We start from the raw sequence: 15,816 nt of genomic DNA on the forward strand, positions 1-15,816 counted from the left end.
CGCTTGAACTCGTCACTGAAATTGCCGGTCCCCATCATGGCCTCCTTGCCTCAAATTTAGGGAAGAAGGCGTCCACAAATCTAGGGGCTATTCACTTCTGAGGAGTATTGATCCGGTATCGACACTGTTCGTCCCGCTGACGCAACAGGCAGCACCACGTGTTGTTCCATCCTGCCGGAAGGAAGGCGGCGGAAACATTATCGAGGTGAATGCGATGAACGTCGCGGACGCTTACGGAAGGCATCGGTAGCGTCGGGCGGGAACATTGTGGCCTCCATCAAGTTCGGCGGAGCGAATGGCGGTCCTGGCCTGGGGCAAAACGCGGCTCCATTGGCAGGGGCTGCCAATGAATCGATCGAGAGGAATGACAAGATGGCAGCCAGAGACCGCCCAGCAGTGGTTACCGGGGCATTTCCCGGCATCGATCTGGCGCGATGCTACACGCAGACCCGAACTGCCGGACAGACGATCTCGTAGGCACCGAAAGACAGGTTCAACGAAGGACAAATCCATGGCAGCTAGACAGGAAGCCGAAGTCCGCGGGGCCATTGATGCGGGATTGCAAGGCGATAAGAAGCAAGGTTTCGATCCAGCCGCAGCGCCGATGGAAACGGACGCCGAGGCGGGGACCACACGGCCCGAGTCCGTGGGTGTGCTCGATGACGGGCTTTCAGGGCGAACTGGACGGTCACACATGCAAGACAGCGATGGCGATGCGATGCGAAACATGCCTGGCGCTAAGCGTTCCCCGGTGCACGGTTTCTTGTGGCCGTTCCTGTCGGTGATGCTGCTGCTGGTTCTGGCTGCGCTGTTGTTCGCCCTATGGGTTTAGTATCGACGCGACAGTTTGATCCAGCCGGATCTCGCTCGCACCTGACTGTCGGAACGTTCTGTCGGCTGCAGGCTGTTAGCGGACGACAGGTCTAGGACATTCTGATTGGGCCTCCAAGGGGTGCGAAGGCTCGGTCGCTGTTCCACCCGCGTTGCCTCCAATGCGGGGTGTTCTGGCGGATGTTGCCGCATCGGGGAGAAGAGATTGGGCAGGAGGAGCCCCTGCAAGGCCTGAAAAAAGGCCGACGCGAGGCCGGCCAGTTGGTGCAGGTAGACAAGTCAGGAAGATCGCGGGAGAGTGCGATCTGCCGCCTATCGAACCGCTCACCTATCGATTTGTTCCGACCTGCGGTCCTATGGTCGAAACCGGGCCGGTTCGTGCCGGGAGACTTCAAAGGTCCTTACCGGCTCCGCCGGTATTCGCAGTCCTGTGGTTTTTGCTGGCGTGGCTTTGCGTTTAAGAAGCGCTTGCTGAGGTCCTTCGACTGCGGCGGCGAGATCGCTCTGGCCACGATACCGGAGACACACGACAACGGCCGTTGTCACATATGTCACGAGGCATTCCAGCAAGCAGATCGCCTGAAATGCGCCGCCAAGAATCTCGGTGTGAGGCGACTTCGCCTGCCTCAAATGTGCTCCAACCTGGAACTGATCACCCCCTCGAGAGCTTGTAGGGAGCACGGAGAGACAGGATGAGCAGGGCCCACAACGAAATCCCGGGTACGCGCCGTGCAGTGCGTGACTTGGGCCGCGCGGCCGGAGGCGCTCTGGTCTTTTCGTTACCGATGCTGATGACAATGGAGCTGTGGTGGCTGGGGTTCTACCTGGATCGCCTGCGGCTGCTAGTTCTGGTCTTGACGTCGCTGCCATTACTGGTCGTGCTCTCGCGTCATGTAGGGTTCGAGCAGACCCGTTATTGGCTGGATGATGTTGTTGATGCGCTAATCGCGCTGGGAATATCCGGGCTGGTCTGCATCCTGACGCTTGCCCTCTTCGGGACAATCACTGTTGAGACACCACTCGACGAAACGATGGGAAAGGTCGTCATCCAGATGGTGCCGGCATCGATCGGTGCGCTGCTCGCCAAGAGTCAATTCAAAGCAGGATCGGAAGAAGACGAAAACCACGAGGATCCTGGAGATCCGGAGGAATCCTATGGTGGTGAGCTCTTCCTTATGGCAGTGGGAGCCCTGTTCCTCGGGTTCAATGTCGCGCCGACGGAGGAGATGATGCTGATATCCTACCAGATGACGGAGTGGCATTCGCTCTGCCTGGTAGCGCTATCCGTCGGCCTGATGCATGGGTTTGTCTTCGCGCTTGCCTTCGCGGGCGGATCGGAAGTGTCACCCAACGCGCCATGGTGGAGTCCCTTTTTGCGATTGACTCTGCCCGGCTACGTAATCGCCATTTCGGTCAGCCTGTATCTCCTTTGGGTCTTTGCGCGGCTCGATGGCCTGCACATCGACAGCATTGTCATGGCAACTGTGGTGCTTGCGTTTCCCTCGGCGATCGGTGCCGCAGCAGCGCGGCTTATCCTGTAGAGGCTGATCATGAACAAGAAGGAGAACAAGCGTAGCAATGGTCGGCCTGCTCTGGAGTGGATCGTCGGGGTCCTCTCCGCGATTGTCGTTTTGGGTATCCTGGCTTTTCTGGGCTACGAGGCGCTCTTCGGCGAGGCGCGGCCGCCAGACCTTCTTGCGACGATCGACAGCGCGGATGACATCGAGGGTGGAACATTGTTCGTTGTAACGCTTATGAACCGAGGTGATCAGGCTGCGGCCGAAATCACCGTGGAAGCCACTGGCACCAATTTCCCGCCGAAGGAAATTCGCTTCGATTACGTTCCCTCTCATGCCGTGCGTCGGGGCGCCTTCATGATCGAGGGGCCGGGGGTAATCGCGGAGGATATTCGCCTTCACGTTCACGGCTACGTGGAGCCATAAGTGACTGCCGATCCGAGCGCCGTGTTGTCTGCGTGGCACCGGCGTTCGCCGAACTTGTCGCAACGCTCTCGGCGGTAAGCTAAGGAACCGCAAATTCGACGGAGGGCACGGCCCACATTCCGCGATCTTAGCCAGGCGGTGCAACAAAGATTGATAGCCGCTGGTAGGTTGCATGTGACGAGAAGATCGAGACCGATCACACCTGCCTATTTTGTGCACTTTGGCAAATTGGCATTTGTGGGGGCTTCGATCCCATCGCTCGTCCCTGACTACGATAGTATCATACTCCGTAGCCGGTCAGCGACCGCCTCGGAGACCGACTCGTGAATCACGGCGGGAAAACCATTGGGCAAGGACTTTTCGATCGACTTGATCGCATCGTTCGCACGTGTGGCGATTGCTTCGATTGCATCTGGTACTAGAGATCTCGGCAGTCCGGCTCCAGCGCCAGTTTGAATGAAGTGCCGTGCGTGAATCTGGTCGATGCGGTGGTGGCGGCTATCGCCGACCGACATCGCCAGCTTCATCTGTCTGCGCTGGATTTGATGGGAGTCGAGACTCGGTTGTGCGGTCAGGACGTCGTAAAACGGAGTCAGTTGGTAAGTGCCGCCGCTCCCGAGGAAGACACTGAAATTCTTCGCATGGCCATCCGTCGCGCCGAGGAGCCAGAACAGGATTTGTGCCTTGATGAATACAGACTGGTCTTCTGCCGGTGTATCGCTGCCTTTGAGGAGATCGAGGATCGCGACCATGCCGGGGCCGCCGTCGCTCTGGTATTTCAGCGTTGGAGGAACTGAGAGTGCCTGGCAGCAATCTTCTTGCGGCAGGCGGAGCAATCTGCCGTCTGAGGTCCAGCGGCGATCGAAGCGCTCGACAACGAGCGTCTTCGTTTTCCCGAATGACTTGATTTCGGCTTTATTGACCGGAAGCCCGAACGCTTCGAGAAACTTCAGGCAATAGAATTCGTTCTCGACACTATTCGACAAGTCGATGCCATTGGGCAAGGTGCCGATCTGTGTCTTGAAGATATGCGTTGTAGGGGTCGTACCGTGCGGCTTTAGCCATCGACCATCATACCTGAGCAGGGCGGTTTTTTCCTGGACACCTGCAATCGATATCCGGAAGTCGTCATCGCGAGTCAGGCCAAGCGGTGCTTGCGCCAGGCCGCGCAACAGCTCGTCGATAGCCTCATCACCAACGGTTTCGCCGTTGATCGTGCCGGTTGCATCGATCGCCTCGTCGTCACCGGCGATGAATTGCAGCGCTCCTACACAGTCATGGCCGATTGCCGCGAGCATGCTATGGGGGTCAGTTCCCCGCGCGCCGACTTTTTCGGCCACACGGCGGCGCAGCGCATCGGAGTCGGGGAGCAGGTTATCGAATACGGCGATAACCGGTTCGCCTCGGAAAGGCGTTTCCCGGAGGGGCAGGGATAGTGAAATAGGAAGCGTATGCTCCCATTCGAGCCAGCGTTGATCGTACTGGAAGTCGATCGCACCGCTTGTTTCCTTGCTTAGAAATCCGACCAGCCGGTTGTTAAGATAAACTCGCAGCGGCTCGTATGTGCGGCGTCGCGCCATCAGAATATGTCGTCAAGATCCGAGGGATGGCTTTTCGATCGCGGTACGATCCTGAATTCCAGATCGAGGGCGGCGAGGACGGCGAGGATTGTCTCCATCTTCGCCGCAGGATTGCCGGTTTCGATAAGGGATATGGTCTCCTGCCGTAGTCCGGCTTTGGTGCCGAGCTCCGTCTGATTAAGGCCCCGCTTTTTGCGGGCGCGTTGTACGATGTTTCCGATCTGCTTCGGATTTCGTGCCAAATCTGCCATTCGGTAATTATGGTCTAATTCCGATAAAATGACAACATCGGAGTTAGACCATAGAGTCACTTTATCGCGGTCAGCGAATAAAATCGCTTTATGCCGTCTAGCGCATAAGAAGAATAGACGAGATTGAGGTATTGCGTAGTCTTGCAGCCAAGTCTGTCATAGCTCGCCCACAACCTTGATACAGTCCGCCTCGCATTCTGAAAGGAGATCGCATCCTCCGCGAACCTCGTGTACGAATCGGAGGATAAATGGGCCAGCGAGGATCACGGCATCATCCGGTAGAAGTTGCCCTGGGGCCGGAACGAGGCGGAGCAAATTCGCGGAGTGAACATCATGCACGTTCAGGGGGCGAGATTGTCGAGGGTCTGGGATACGTGAGAGTAAGCGATGTTGGCATCGCACGCGCGGCCACCCGCCCTGGGCTTCGGACCTCTGACTGGAGTGGGCAGATCCGAACTGGCAGATCGCGACGCGGACGCCAGGCGAGGGGACTTGTCTGTAGCGAACTGCCGTCGTGCGTATTCTTCCGCACGGGATACCTGAAGTGAACTCGCCCAAACACAACAGGGTCAAAGGACTGCGCCAATTCCTGGACCCCGCGCAGCAGGAGGATTGGTTAGAAAACGGAACTAGCCTGCGAGACGCTGAGGAGCGCGCGGAGTCCATCGGGCTGCGCCTCAAATACGCCGCCCGGTTCCAGAAATTCCTTCCTCAGCCCCCGGCTGAAGACGTGTTGAGGATACTCAAATTCTACGGTCGGAACTGTATTCCGATCCCGCGCAGGACCGAACGCCATTACTGGTCGATCTCTTGCCTGCCTTCGACTTCGGACAAGCCGCTTGTCCGCATCAACGCAAGCTGGATGGAACTTTTCACGCTTTATGCGGATGACGCGGACGTCAGGGCAAGGTTCCTCGTGCATCTTTCCGATTTCGCCCGCGATTCTTCGTCGGTGCAGAACGACGTTGACGAGGCTTTCCTCAAGCGCTGCGTCACGATGCCGGAAGACGTCAGCTACTTTCTCCCGCGGGGCGAGGATATGTTGGGCATCAATGTGCGGAGTTTCGCCTCGATCCGCCAATTTGTCGCCAGCCAACGTGTGGTACGCGCCATCAGGAGGTTCAATCTCACGCACATGAACCGGGGGCGAAACGCCTATCAAGCAAGCCACTGCTACAGCTTGGCGGATTATCTGGTGGAAGATGAGGGCACATTTCGATTGCTACGAGGAATTGAGCCGTAACTGGACCGGACCCGCAGATTTTTCCGGTGGCAGAAGGCCCCTATCAGGCAGCGTCAGTTAAAGGGTTCTGCGCAGTTTTATCCTCGACCCAACAAAAGAACCGCCCCGGCAGCATGAACTGCAAAGCCTGCAAGGAAGATAATTGCGATCACTACAGATCGTCGGTCGTGCGTCGAGAACAAAACGGGTTGCAAGATCGCGCGGAGAAGCCAAAACCCTGCGCCTGAAATCACAACGGATGGATGCGGCTGCATAGAACCCGAAGCGGCCCACACGAGCGTCCCACCGTATACCAGAAAGCAATATGTCAGAACGATGTTGAGTGTCTGAGTTATCGCAACATTGATCGACCCTGAAGGTCGCAGTCTGCCAGGCCATTGAAACAGGGCCCAGAAAGACGCATGAAAACCTGCAAAAGCTAAGTTGTATAGCCCACAAACCAGGAGCGTCATTGCTTCAAATCTGAGGAGGTCGAAAGCCATCATTCTGTGCCCGACAGCGTTCTGGCCACTCGGCGGCGGACGAACGGAAACGCGGACGCCGTGCGGATGAAAGCATTGCGGGCAACACGTAAAGACCGGTTTCTCAGCGTGGCGATCGCCGTGAGACGATCGGTCATGCGGAGGACATCCTTGGCCGCTGCACGGCGTGTGCTGGCATAGGCGTCAAGCGGTTGTTCACTGCCGATTGATAAGGCTTGCTGCAGGGCGTCCGCGAGGGCGACAGCATCCTTGAGGCCGAGATTCATTCCCTGGCCACCGGCCGGCGAGTGGACATGCGCGGCATCCCCCATCAGAACGATAGGCCCCTCGCGAAACCGGTCGGCCAGTTTGTGGTGAACCTGAAAGCGGGAGCCCCAGAGCACTTCACTCACGCGCGCACCGTATTCCGGTCCGCGTGCGTTGATGACGGCCTGAACGTCTGCAATCGCCGGATCGGAAGGCGCATTCTGCCGCTGCGCGACGACACGGTAGCGCTCCCCCGACATGGGAGCGACAACCAGCGTGCCCTCGCGCGAGAAAAACAGCGTCACCTCGTCTTTGGCGATGGGCCATTCCATCCGCACATCCGCCAGCATGAACGAGCCATAGGTCTCGCCCGGGAACGGTATGTTTGCTTGAGTACGCACGGTGCTTTTCTCGCCATCGGCGCCCACGACAAACTTGGCGTGAATTTGCGAACCATCGTCGGTTGTGACGATGGCTCCGCTGGTACCAGGCGCGATGGCTACGACCCTGCATGGCCTTTGCACCTGATGGCCCAGGGAGAGCAGCCTTGTCGTCATCAGCGCTTCGGATTCATCTTGTGGGATCATCAGGGCGAAGGGGGTAGGCGACTTCAGAACGCCGAAGTCAGCGCGCAGCAAGACTTTCGAGCGTTCACGGATGCGAAAGTTGCGGACCTTGATTCCCTTCTCCACCAGATCGTTTGCGATCTCGAGCTCGCGGAGGGCTTGCAGTGTGCCGGCGTGGATCACTGCCGCGCGCGATGTGTTTTGCGCTTCCGGAAGGGCGTCGAGAATGACGAAGTCGACGCCCCGTTGCGCGAGACCGATCGCAAGGGCAAGGCCGGCGGGGCCAGAGCCGACAATGGCGACATCCACCTTCTGCGGCAGTGATTTCATTTTTGGACCTCGACAGCTTTTGATTGTGTCTCGATTGCATCGGCCTGAAAGCGTGTGTTCTGGCCGAGCGCGATCAGCCAACTCCCGTCGACCTTCGTCACGACGTAGAGCGGTCGACCTTCAGGCTCGTCCCCATTGGGATTCCCGCTCCCGTCAACTGGCTTTTGAACCACGTTTACCGCTGCGACCATGTCCGTCAGGAACGTGACGTGTGCTATCTCATAAGAGGCGTAACGTTCGCCCAGGGCAGGCGTCAGTATTTTCCGCGTGAAGGCGTTGATCTCGTCCCAACCGGTCAGTCGCTTGCCGAGGGCCGTGACCCAGACGGCGTCTCGTACAAGGAGGTGCATGAAGCCTTCTGGATCACGATCGCGTTGGGTCTTCTCAACTGTTGCGACGACCTGCGCGATCAGGGCCAGATCATTCTGCTGATCTGTCGTGCTGCGAACTGACGCTATTTTGACAGTCATCGTAGAGTCCGATCCCAAGGCCGGTCTGGTTGGAAAAGTGTTGGATCAATACGCAACCGTGAAGCGCGCTCGCCGATGCGTGGGCTCTTCTGCCTCGTCAATCAACGCAACAGCCAGGTCCTCCATCGAGATCTGCGACATGCCTTGATCGTCGAGAAGGAGTTGGTCTGTACCCTTCCTGTAGCGCCCTGTGCGTTTGCCCGGCTGCAGCAGGGCGGGAGGGCTGAGATAGGTCCAGTCCGTGTGCGTTTCTTCGCGGCAGACCGCGTATTGTTCGCAGCAGGCGACGGCGATGCCGCGCCAGGCCGGAGCCACATATCGGGGGTCATCGACAATCGCACTTCCCGTATCCGGAGCGATGAGGCTGCCGGCCCCGCCGACCAGAATAAGCCGCGTGTCTGTGAAACTCAGACCTTCCAGGAGGCTTCTGGCAATATTCGGATGCTCGTGCTCGGAACCAGGTTGCGGGCGAGTGGCGCTGATCACGACATCCTGATCGGCGCTCAGCCGGGCAACGTCTCTCGGATCGGCTGCATCGCCGGCGATGATGGTAGCGTCAGCAAGAGATCTGGGTGCGCGCGCCGCGTCACGAATGACCGCAGTGACATCGTGTCCACGCTGCCGAGCCTCGGATATCACCCGACTTCCGACACTTCCTGCAGCTCCAAAGACGAGAATACGCATGTTTCAGACTCCAGTTCCGCCGGATGTGCCGAGTGTGTTTCGCGTGACCTCGAGGTCACGCCGTTTCGCTGTCGAACGGCGCAGCAGGAGAAAAATTGCAAGGATCACCGCACCGCTGCCCGGCAACCACTGCCAGCCGAACGATCCCGGTGTGGTCACGAACAGGATGACCATGGAAACGAAGGGGATGAGATAGGTGTATGCCGTTACCGTACCTGGACTCAGGATCCCTGTTCCTCTTTGCAGAAGCCAGAATGTGACGCCGCTTGAGAAGATGCCCAGATAGGCAACGAGCAGAAGGTCGGTTGCCGTTATCCTGCTGAGTGCATGGACTGGCTCAAAGAGCAGTCCGAGCATACCGATCAGCAGCCCGCCGGCAACGAGGCTCCAGAATGTCCTTACCGCTGCGCTGTCCGACAACCAGCCGTGTTTCATTCCCCATTTGCTCAAGACGGGATAAAGGGCGGAGGCGACGCAGCCGAGGAAGAACAACCCCTCCGCAAGACCAAATTCCAGACCTGCCGCCGTGTCTGCTCTACCAACCCATGCCAGCGCCAACGCACCTGCTGCACCAAGAACCAGAGACGCCAGAAGCACCATGTCGGCACGTTCAACCCCGACCATCCGTCCGAAGGCATAGGCAAGCAGTGGGACGCTCACATAGGAGGTAGCCATCGACAGGGCGGTGACCTGATGCGCTGCCGAGAACATCGCGCCGAAGAAGCCGGCGAGACAAAGTCCCATTACCGCATAGAGGATGGCCCCCGAGCGGCTGGGCCGACGGTCCGGCGCGCGCCAGACCAGTGTGGCGAGGGCCGCGGAAGCGATGGCAAATCGGATCGCCGTCAGAAACAGCGGCGGCAGCCCCTCGTTCAAAAAGCCAACGGAGGGGAACGACAGGCCAACGATCAGCGTCCACACAAACATGCCGGCATGGGCGCCGTGTGGTGTTGTGGCCGGTGCGTTTGAACTTGACAGCATCTGGTGGCCTCACGCTCCATAGGGTTGGCGAGCACGTGCATCGCGCAGCGCCGTTGCCCACCACAGAAGTTGATCCAGCATGACCTTGACGGCCGTTTCAGGACCCTGCGGCTCCTTCAAAAGCCCCCGCTCATCGAAAAGCCCATGGCAATTGTGCAGGCTCACGCAATCACGGGTGGAGACCATGTGGAGTTCCGCACAGATCTGCCGGAGTTGCTCGACCGATCTGAGACCCCCGGCCATCCCGCCATAGGAGACGAAGGCGACTGGTTTGCCCATCCACTCTTCCCGGGCTGAATCGAGTGCCGTCTTCAGCGAGGCCGGATAGCCGTGATTGTATTCAGGCGTGATCATGATGAAGGCATCCGCATCCGCGAGACGTGCCTTCATGGCCATTACAGCAGGTACGGGCGTGTTCGTCAGCCGTGCAGGAAGGTTGGCTTCCGCGAGGTCGATGACGTCAAGATCAACCATCTCGTTCAGGGCAGCGCGGCCGAGGAACCAGCGTGCCACGGTCTCGCCAAAACGTCCTGCGCGGGTACTGCCGACGATCACAACTGTGCGAAGTCGTCCTTCGTTCATATCCGTCTCCCGCTACACGATGCTGATATCTGGCAGGCAGCCAGGGGGCATTCTTTCGTGCGGAACGAGCGGAGTATTGAATGAAGGGAAACGAAATGTAGAACGATATTGCTGCAACGGTCGCAGCCGCTGTTCTGGCCGGTGCCACGCAGTTTCGCGTCTCGCCAAACTGCCCATTTGTCGAACCTCGTGGCGCGATCAACAGGCCGACTTCAAGCCTGAAAGCTGGACGATATCGGCGCTCTGATGATAGTCTCTACCGGAATGGTTCAAATTCCCTCCGAAGCACTGCAAGCGCTAGCGCTTTTGCAGCGGCGGCTCGGTGATGCGCTTGCGGCGGTCTATCTGCACGGTTCCGCCGTAGCTGAGGGTTTGCGCAGGCGAAGCGACGTCGATCTGCTCGCTATCGTAAATGAGGCGCCAAGCGCCTCAACGCGCGCCCTCCTGACAGTCGATCTCATGGCCATATCCGGGCATTATCCATGCGATCGAACGGGCAGACGTCCACTTGAAGTCTTGATCGTGTGGCGGGACGACCTTGCTTGCTTGGCCTATCCGGCGCATGCGCAGTTCATCTATGGAGAATGGCTGCGGAAGGCTCTGGAGCAGGGTGCTGTTTCGGAGCCCGAAACGAGCCCGGAGTATACCTTGCTTCTCGCACAGGCGAGAGAAGAGGCGATATCCTTGATCGGCCCAAAGGTTACCGATCTGGTGCCAGATATACCCTTTTCGACTGTATGTCGCGCGATCGGAGATCTGCTGCCGGACCTCGTCCGGTCTATTGAAGGGGACGAACGCAATGTTTTGCTGACGTTGGCAAGGATGTGGCGAACCGTCACCACAGGCCATTTTGTTTCCAAGAATGCGGCTGCGGACTGGGCGCTTCCGCAATTATCTGGTCAGGCGGAAGCGACGCTCACGATCGCGCGCGATAGCTATCTCGGTAGCGGTGCTGATGATCTGCATCTTCGTCAAACGGATGCATGGTACACAGCCCAGGAAATGAAAGAGCGCATTCTTACTCAACTTCGGGGTCTGACGTGACGCCGGCACTCTGGCGAAGAACAGCCGCAAATGCTCGAAGCAATTGTTCGGAACACTGGCTCTCCCGCCGTCGCGGCAATTCATTCCACCGACGTGAACTGGCGGCGGTACTCGCCCGGCGTGAGGTTCAATGTGCGCTTGAAAAGCCGTGTCATGTGGCTTTGATCAGAAAAGCCGCTCGCTGCAGCGATGGCCTTCAACGGTATGGTTTTTCGGGACAGTTGGTCTTTGGCGAAGTCCAGCCGTCGTTGTAGCACATAGGCATAGGGCGGGCAGCCGAATTCAGTGTGAAACCGGCGACTGAGGTGAAAGATGCTCATTCCCACGATGTCGGCAAGTTTGCTCAACGATATACTGCTTCCAATGTTCTCTTCAATGTAGTCAATCAGCACCTTACGTTGGGCTTGGGACAATCCATCGCGGTGATGATTTTCGCGGAACTTGACGGTCGCATAGGTTCGAAGGATGTGGACGGACATCTGACAGCGTAGCGCCTCCACGTAGAGACGGCCGCCGAGGCTTCTTGCCCTCGCCTCGCGGGCGAGGCGGAGACCCACTTCCGTAAGAACCGGGTCATCGACCGCAAGGACATTATCAAGCTCCATGTCTTCAATATCGCGGTCAAAGACTTCCCGTGCGGTTCGCGTGAGTGCCTCGAGAGGCAGATAGATGTGCAGGGCTTCGATCTCCTTCTCCCATCGCCAGTGAGACGTTTCAGATCGTGTAAGCACCGATACGCAGCCCGGGCCGACTGCTCTTTTTTCCCATGAACTGCTTCCGCGTCGCCAGCTTATCGCCTCACGATTGACATAGGCCACGACCGAGAAATCCGTGAGTGGCGGAACCCTGATTTCCTGAGGGGGCGAGCGGTATTGCCTGACCTTTATGCCGCTCCAATCGAGAGGCGTACTGTTGACGACCAGATCCCCTGCCATCCATTGGGGCAGTTCTTCGGGGTGTATCAACGGACCCACCTTTTCCTCCGGATGTTCGGAACGGATCATATCTGAGCTGGGATTTGTAGCGCCTCAACGCATGGGACCTGACGAGGCGAGCAGGACCGTGTAGAGGCTGCTGCTGGCGGTGATGTAGAGGCGATTTCGTTTCGACCCACCGAATGTCAGGTTGGAGACCTCTTCCGGCACAAAGATCTTGCCGAGCAGAGTTCCATCGGGGTGGTAGATGTGCACGCCCTCTCCCGTTGATGTCCAGATGCGTCCCTGAGCGTCGAGCCGGAAGCCGTCAAAAACGCCGGCCTCGCAGGTGGCAAAGACTTCGCCACCCTTGAGTGTGTCACCCGCGACGCGGAACGCGCGAATGTGGCGTGGACCGTCCGGGAAGCGCGTTCCGCCTGAATCGACGATGTAGAGGATGCTCTCGTCCAGTGAGAACGCGAGGCCATTGGGGCAGACGAAGTCTGTCGCGACCCGCGTCACCGCCCCGGTCGAGGAGATACGGTAGACATGCTGCCCATCCTGCTCCGCCTCGGCGGCGAACCCCTCATAGTCGGTCTCGATGCCATATGACGGGTCGGTGAACCATACAGATCCGTCGGACTTTACCACCACGTCGTTGGGGGAGTTGAATCGCTTGCCATCGTAGTGATCCGCCAGCACGGTCAGGCGACCGTCGTGCTCGATGCGGGTTACGGAGCGCGTGCCGTGATTGCACATCACCAGACGGCCTTCCCGGTCCAGCGTGCTTCCATTGGTGTATGCGCCGAGGCCTGAGCGGTAGTCCGCAACGACACCAGTCAGTTCGTCATAGCGCAGCCTTCTATCGTTTGGAATGTCGCTGAAAATGACCGAACGCCATGGCGCAGAATATACCGGCCCTTCGGTCCAGCGCCCGCCGGTCCATATCTTTTCCACCGGCTCGGCAAGCTGAACCGAGCGTTTGAAGCGGGCGTCACGTATCTCATAGCTTCTGTCATTCATGGTCTATTCCGGTCGCTGGTGGCGTGCTACAAATTAAATAGCACGCGATCAGCTCGATTGCTATGGAATTTGTAGCATGCACCAGAAACGCGGAACACCGATCCCCAAACCGGGACAACCTGTGCGTGGATCGCGATCTGGCGCGCCTGTGATGGCACTGTTCGACTTACTGGGCAGGCGCTGGGCCATGGGCGTGTTGTGGTCGCTGTCGGAAGGTGGGCCGACAACCTTTCGCGGATTGCAGGAGCGGTGCGAAAGCATTTCGCCGGCGGCGCTGAACCAGCGGCTGAAGGAGTTGCAGGAGGCCCTGCTGGTGCACCGGGTGCCGGAAGGCTACGGAGTAACACCACTGGGTCGGGCAATCTATGACAGGCTCGTACCTTTGGGAGCTCTGGCCAAGGAATGGGGCAGGGCGCTTGGAAACCAGGGCGGCGATGAGACGAATGAGTGAACACCGGTCGCCTCGGGTCGGTCATCATTTGCCCAAAGCGACAATTGTTCCCTGCGCCAGCGCGCAGAGTATCTCTTGCTCGCCTTCGATCGAATAGATCTCACAGAGACAGACAGCTTGGCGCCGACCGACACTTTTCGCTCCCGCCCTCGCCTCCAGTCGGCTGCCTTTCGCAGGCTTGACGAAGTTGAGTTTGAACTCGGAGGTCAGTGCATCGCCACCCAAAGCAAGGCCACCAGCAAAGGTGAGTGAATTGTCGGCGAGGTAGCTGATCACGCCCCCATGGACATATCCATGCTGCTGCTTGTGATGATCCGCGACAGGCAGGGACAGGGTAACGCCATCGGGAGTCGCCTGGACAAGCTCAGCTCCAAGGAACCTTGAGAAGGGCTGTGAGTCGAACACTTGCTGAGAGGAGTGGTGGTAATTTTCCATGATCTTTTCCCAAGAATCCCTGTGGATGTTCAAATCAGTCCCGAATAATTCGATCCCTAGCGACGATCCGTGCCAATCAGTAGAAAGCCGATCCGGCCGCCATGGCACCACCCGTCAAAGCGCTGGACCGCGCCTTTGGTGACGGCGTGGGGGATGCGCGACGTATGGTCGTCATCACCCAACGCCGGTTGACCAAGCTCATATCAGAGGTCGCGAATGCGGCGCTCCTTACGCCTCGTTGCCGGGTCTAACGGGGTGGATCGCATGGAAGGCGATGCAGAGCCGGTTGAATATGTTCATCATTCCCAGAGCAATCGTGAGCTTTGCGAGCTCGCTCTTGCTGAAATGATTGAGCGCCTCCTCATACAACGCGTCGGCAACGCCACCCTGCGAGATGAGCGTCACCTGCTCGGTCCAAGCGAGCGCAGCGCGTTCGCGAGCGGAAAAAAGGGGAGATTCCTTCCATGCCGAGACAAGAAACACCCGCTGCTCGCTTTCGCCATCTTCGCGAGCTTCCCGGCTATGCATATCGACACAATAGGAGCAGCCATTGATCTGCGAAGTGCGCAGGTTGATCAGGTGCAGCAGAGGCTTTTCCAGCCCGCAATCATCGACCGCCTTTTTCAGCTCCATCTGGGCGCCCATGAGATCAGGGGCTTCTTTGTAGAAATTCAATCTGGGTTCCAATGTGTGGCTCCTCGTTGAGTTCGGGCCAGGGGTGTGGATTGCCCGTGGCGCTATCAACAAAGACGGAGGCGCTGTTCCGTTGTGACAGCTCCATGGAAACTATTTCGAGAAAAATTGACGGGCGCCTGTCACAGCGGCCTGTGCGGCCCCGTCTAATCTCTTGACCGCAATGCTAATCGGGAGACCGACGTGCAAAATATCGCGGAAATTGACAGGCTGAGACCGCGACTGTTTGGCCTGGCTTATCGCATGCTTGGCTCCCGGCAAGAGGCTGAGGACGCCGTGCAGGAGGCATTCTTGCGATGGCACCAGGCCGGCACGGAAGAAATTCGTTCTGCCGAGGCTTGGCTCGTCACCGTGTTATCGCGGCTCTGCGTTGACCGGCTCCGGGCTGCTCAAGCAGAGCGCCAGAAATATGTTGGACCCTGGCTGCCGGAGCCCTTGCTCTCTGTTGAAGAATCGCCCGACCACAAAGCAGAACTGGCTTCCGATCTCTCCATGGCTCTTCTGGTCGTCCTGGAAAGGCTGTCTGCCGAGGAGCGGGTGGGATTCTTGATGCACGATGTCTTCGACTGCAATTATTCAGAGGTGGCCATCGCGCTTGGCAAAAGCGAGACGGCCTGCCGCCAACTCGTGCATCGCGCGCGTCAACGCATAAGGCAGGACAAGCCTCGGTTTGAGGTGTCCAGTGACGCACACAGTCAGCTTGTGGAGAAATACATCCAGGCCGTGCAGGAGCGAAAGGCCGAACGCATTGCGGCACTGCTGGCGCAGGATGCAGTTTTTGTTAGCGACGGCGGAGGGAAGACCTGGGCAGCGCTTCGCCCTATCGTGGGCTCCGACCGGATCGCGCGCATGGAAGTCGGAGTGCTGACAAAGCTTCCGCAAAGCTTCGCCTTGGAACGGGTAGATGTTAACGGGCAGGCTGGCATGATCGGCAGAGCGGATGGCCGAATTCATGCCGTCACTTCCTTCGCGTCAGACGGGTTGCGAATTCTGTCGGTCATGCGTGTCCTCAATCCTGACAAGCTGTTGGACGATACACGGCCGCGCCAGCCTCCGAGCGGGTGAAG

18 protein-coding genes are annotated in these 15,816 nt (G+C 58.5%); 7 read left to right on the forward strand and 11 right to left on the reverse strand.

What is annotated here, in order from left to right:
• The first annotated feature begins 511 nt into the window (after window positions 1-511).
• The 3 genes from ACVJNE_RS22740 to ACVJNE_RS22750 all read left to right on the forward strand — a co-directional run bounded on the left by ACVJNE_RS22740 (window position 512) and on the right by ACVJNE_RS22750 (window position 2,774).
• Window positions 512-832, forward strand: a complete 321-nt coding sequence (locus tag ACVJNE_RS22740; protein WP_499569026.1) for a hypothetical protein — start codon at window positions 512-514, stop codon at window positions 830-832.
• Window positions 833-1,523: 691 nt separating this feature from the next.
• The gene (locus ACVJNE_RS22745) at window positions 1,524-2,372 is read left to right on the forward strand and encodes a TIGR02587 family membrane protein (RefSeq protein WP_499569027.1); all 849 of its coding nucleotides are present in this window, start codon (window positions 1,524-1,526) and stop codon (window positions 2,370-2,372) included.
• A gap of 9 nt (window positions 2,373-2,381) precedes the next feature.
• The gene (locus tag ACVJNE_RS22750) at window positions 2,382-2,774 is read left to right on the forward strand and encodes a hypothetical protein (RefSeq protein WP_499569028.1); all 393 of its coding nucleotides are present in this window, start codon (window positions 2,382-2,384) and stop codon (window positions 2,772-2,774) included.
• A gap of 269 nt (window positions 2,775-3,043) precedes the next feature.
• Here ACVJNE_RS22750 and ACVJNE_RS22755 read toward each other — a convergent pair whose 3' ends face one another.
• Together ACVJNE_RS22755 and ACVJNE_RS22760 are read right to left on the reverse strand one after the other, a co-directional pair.
• On the reverse strand, window positions 3,044-4,354 hold the full coding sequence (locus tag ACVJNE_RS22755) for a type II toxin-antitoxin system HipA family toxin (RefSeq protein ID WP_499569029.1): 1,311 nt from the start codon (window positions 4,352-4,354) through the stop codon (window positions 3,044-3,046).
• Window positions 4,354-4,605 (reverse strand): helix-turn-helix domain-containing protein, encoded by a 252-nt coding sequence (locus tag ACVJNE_RS22760; RefSeq protein WP_499569030.1) that lies wholly within the window; start codon window positions 4,603-4,605, stop codon window positions 4,354-4,356. Before ACVJNE_RS22760 ends, ACVJNE_RS22755 begins: the two co-directional genes overlap by 1 nt.
• A gap of 544 nt (window positions 4,606-5,149) precedes the next feature.
• Between ACVJNE_RS22760 and ACVJNE_RS22765 the strand changes: the two genes are divergently transcribed.
• Window positions 5,150-5,848, forward strand: coding sequence for a hypothetical protein (locus ACVJNE_RS22765; protein ID WP_499569031.1), 699 nt, complete (start codon window positions 5,150-5,152; stop codon window positions 5,846-5,848).
• A 481-nt stretch (window positions 5,849-6,329) separates the two neighbouring features.
• Here ACVJNE_RS22765 and ACVJNE_RS22770 read toward each other — a convergent pair whose 3' ends face one another.
• The 5 genes from ACVJNE_RS22770 to ACVJNE_RS22790 are packed head-to-tail and all read right to left on the reverse strand — an operon-like array spanning window position 6,330 to window position 10,189.
• A complete protein-coding gene (locus ACVJNE_RS22770; RefSeq protein ID WP_499569032.1) occupies window positions 6,330-7,472 on the reverse strand; it encodes an FAD-dependent oxidoreductase in 1,143 nt (380 codons plus the stop codon).
• Window positions 7,469-7,942, reverse strand: a complete 474-nt coding sequence (locus ACVJNE_RS22775; protein WP_499569033.1) for an SgcJ/EcaC family oxidoreductase — start codon at window positions 7,940-7,942, stop codon at window positions 7,469-7,471. Before ACVJNE_RS22775 ends, ACVJNE_RS22770 begins: the two co-directional genes overlap by 4 nt.
• A gap of 45 nt (window positions 7,943-7,987) precedes the next feature.
• The gene (locus ACVJNE_RS22780; protein ID WP_499569034.1) at window positions 7,988-8,626 is read right to left on the reverse strand and encodes an NAD(P)-dependent oxidoreductase; all 639 of its coding nucleotides are present in this window, start codon (window positions 8,624-8,626) and stop codon (window positions 7,988-7,990) included.
• A gap of 3 nt (window positions 8,627-8,629) precedes the next feature.
• Window positions 8,630-9,607: a DMT family transporter gene (locus ACVJNE_RS22785; protein ID WP_499569035.1), complete on the reverse strand. Its 978-nt coding sequence runs from the start codon at window positions 9,605-9,607 to the stop codon at window positions 8,630-8,632.
• 9 nt (window positions 9,608-9,616) lie between these two features.
• On the reverse strand, window positions 9,617-10,189 hold the full coding sequence (locus ACVJNE_RS22790; RefSeq protein ID WP_499569036.1) for an NADPH-dependent FMN reductase: 573 nt from the start codon (window positions 10,187-10,189) through the stop codon (window positions 9,617-9,619).
• Window positions 10,190-10,435: 246 nt separating this feature from the next.
• Between ACVJNE_RS22790 and ACVJNE_RS22795 the strand changes: the two genes are divergently transcribed.
• Window positions 10,436-11,233 carry an aminoglycoside adenylyltransferase family protein gene (locus ACVJNE_RS22795; RefSeq protein ID WP_499569037.1) on the forward strand — a complete coding sequence of 266 codons (798 nt, stop codon included), beginning with the start codon at window positions 10,436-10,438 and terminating at the stop codon, window positions 11,231-11,233.
• Between the two features lie 80 nt (window positions 11,234-11,313).
• Here the strand turns inward: ACVJNE_RS22795 and ACVJNE_RS22800 are convergent, their stop codons facing one another.
• Both ACVJNE_RS22800 and ACVJNE_RS22805 read right to left on the reverse strand, forming a co-directional pair.
• The gene (locus ACVJNE_RS22800; RefSeq protein WP_499569038.1) at window positions 11,314-12,237 is read right to left on the reverse strand and encodes a helix-turn-helix domain-containing protein; all 924 of its coding nucleotides are present in this window, start codon (window positions 12,235-12,237) and stop codon (window positions 11,314-11,316) included.
• 24 nt (window positions 12,238-12,261) lie between these two features.
• On the reverse strand, window positions 12,262-13,170 hold the full coding sequence (locus tag ACVJNE_RS22805; protein WP_499569039.1) for an SMP-30/gluconolactonase/LRE family protein: 909 nt from the start codon (window positions 13,168-13,170) through the stop codon (window positions 12,262-12,264).
• 151 nt (window positions 13,171-13,321) lie between these two features.
• On the opposite strand from ACVJNE_RS22805, the gene ACVJNE_RS22810 reads away from it, so the two are divergent.
• Entirely contained in the window at window positions 13,322-13,621 is a 300-nt protein-coding gene (locus ACVJNE_RS22810; RefSeq protein WP_499569040.1) for a winged helix-turn-helix transcriptional regulator, read from the forward strand.
• Between the two features lie 24 nt (window positions 13,622-13,645).
• Here ACVJNE_RS22810 and ACVJNE_RS22815 read toward each other — a convergent pair whose 3' ends face one another.
• Together ACVJNE_RS22815 and ACVJNE_RS22820 are read right to left on the reverse strand one after the other, a co-directional pair.
• Window positions 13,646-14,056, reverse strand: coding sequence for a PaaI family thioesterase (locus ACVJNE_RS22815; protein ID WP_499569041.1), 411 nt, complete (start codon window positions 14,054-14,056; stop codon window positions 13,646-13,648).
• A gap of 228 nt (window positions 14,057-14,284) precedes the next feature.
• Window positions 14,285-14,743, reverse strand: coding sequence for a carboxymuconolactone decarboxylase family protein (locus ACVJNE_RS22820; RefSeq protein ID WP_499569042.1), 459 nt, complete (start codon window positions 14,741-14,743; stop codon window positions 14,285-14,287).
• 189 nt (window positions 14,744-14,932) lie between these two features.
• Here ACVJNE_RS22820 and ACVJNE_RS22825 point away from each other — a divergent pair, with 189 nt between their 5' ends.
• Complete coding sequence (locus ACVJNE_RS22825) at window positions 14,933-15,814, forward strand: RNA polymerase sigma-70 factor (protein WP_499569043.1); 882 nt, start codon at window positions 14,933-14,935, stop codon at window positions 15,812-15,814.
• The last annotated feature ends 2 nt before the right edge of the window (window positions 15,815-15,816 follow it).

The sequence above is a fragment of the Mesorhizobium sp. DxT genome, assembly GCF_058448885.1.

Excerpts from the sequence above, each read along its gene's own strand:
- ACVJNE_RS22790 (WP_499569036.1), bottom strand. The coding sequence starts at position 10,189 with ATGAACGAAGGACGACTTCGCACAGTTGTGATCGTCGGCAGTACCCGC.
- ACVJNE_RS22815 (WP_499569041.1), bottom strand. The coding sequence starts at position 14,056 with ATGGAAAATTACCACCACTCCTCTCAGCAAGTGTTCGACTCACAGCCC.
- ACVJNE_RS22805 (WP_499569039.1), bottom strand. The coding sequence starts at position 13,170 with ATGAATGACAGAAGCTATGAGATACGTGACGCCCGCTTCAAACGCTCG.
- ACVJNE_RS22740 (WP_499569026.1), top strand. The coding sequence starts at position 512 with ATGGCAGCTAGACAGGAAGCCGAAGTCCGCGGGGCCATTGATGCGGGA.
- ACVJNE_RS22775 (WP_499569033.1), bottom strand. The coding sequence starts at position 7,942 with ATGACTGTCAAAATAGCGTCAGTTCGCAGCACGACAGATCAGCAGAAT.
- ACVJNE_RS22800 (WP_499569038.1), bottom strand. The coding sequence starts at position 12,237 with ATGATCCGTTCCGAACATCCGGAGGAAAAGGTGGGTCCGTTGATACAC.
- ACVJNE_RS22755 (WP_499569029.1), bottom strand. The coding sequence starts at position 4,354 with ATGGCGCGACGCCGCACATACGAGCCGCTGCGAGTTTATCTTAACAAC.
- ACVJNE_RS22760 (WP_499569030.1), bottom strand. The coding sequence starts at position 4,605 with ATGGCAGATTTGGCACGAAATCCGAAGCAGATCGGAAACATCGTACAA.
- ACVJNE_RS22795 (WP_499569037.1), top strand. The coding sequence starts at position 10,436 with ATGATAGTCTCTACCGGAATGGTTCAAATTCCCTCCGAAGCACTGCAA.
- ACVJNE_RS22745 (WP_499569027.1), top strand. The coding sequence starts at position 1,524 with ATGAGCAGGGCCCACAACGAAATCCCGGGTACGCGCCGTGCAGTGCGT.
- ACVJNE_RS22810 (WP_499569040.1), top strand. The coding sequence starts at position 13,322 with ATGGCACTGTTCGACTTACTGGGCAGGCGCTGGGCCATGGGCGTGTTG.
- ACVJNE_RS22785 (WP_499569035.1), bottom strand. The coding sequence starts at position 9,607 with ATGCTGTCAAGTTCAAACGCACCGGCCACAACACCACACGGCGCCCAT.
- ACVJNE_RS22750 (WP_499569028.1), top strand. The coding sequence starts at position 2,382 with ATGAACAAGAAGGAGAACAAGCGTAGCAATGGTCGGCCTGCTCTGGAG.
- ACVJNE_RS22770 (WP_499569032.1), bottom strand. The coding sequence starts at position 7,472 with ATGAAATCACTGCCGCAGAAGGTGGATGTCGCCATTGTCGGCTCTGGC.
- ACVJNE_RS22780 (WP_499569034.1), bottom strand. The coding sequence starts at position 8,626 with ATGCGTATTCTCGTCTTTGGAGCTGCAGGAAGTGTCGGAAGTCGGGTG.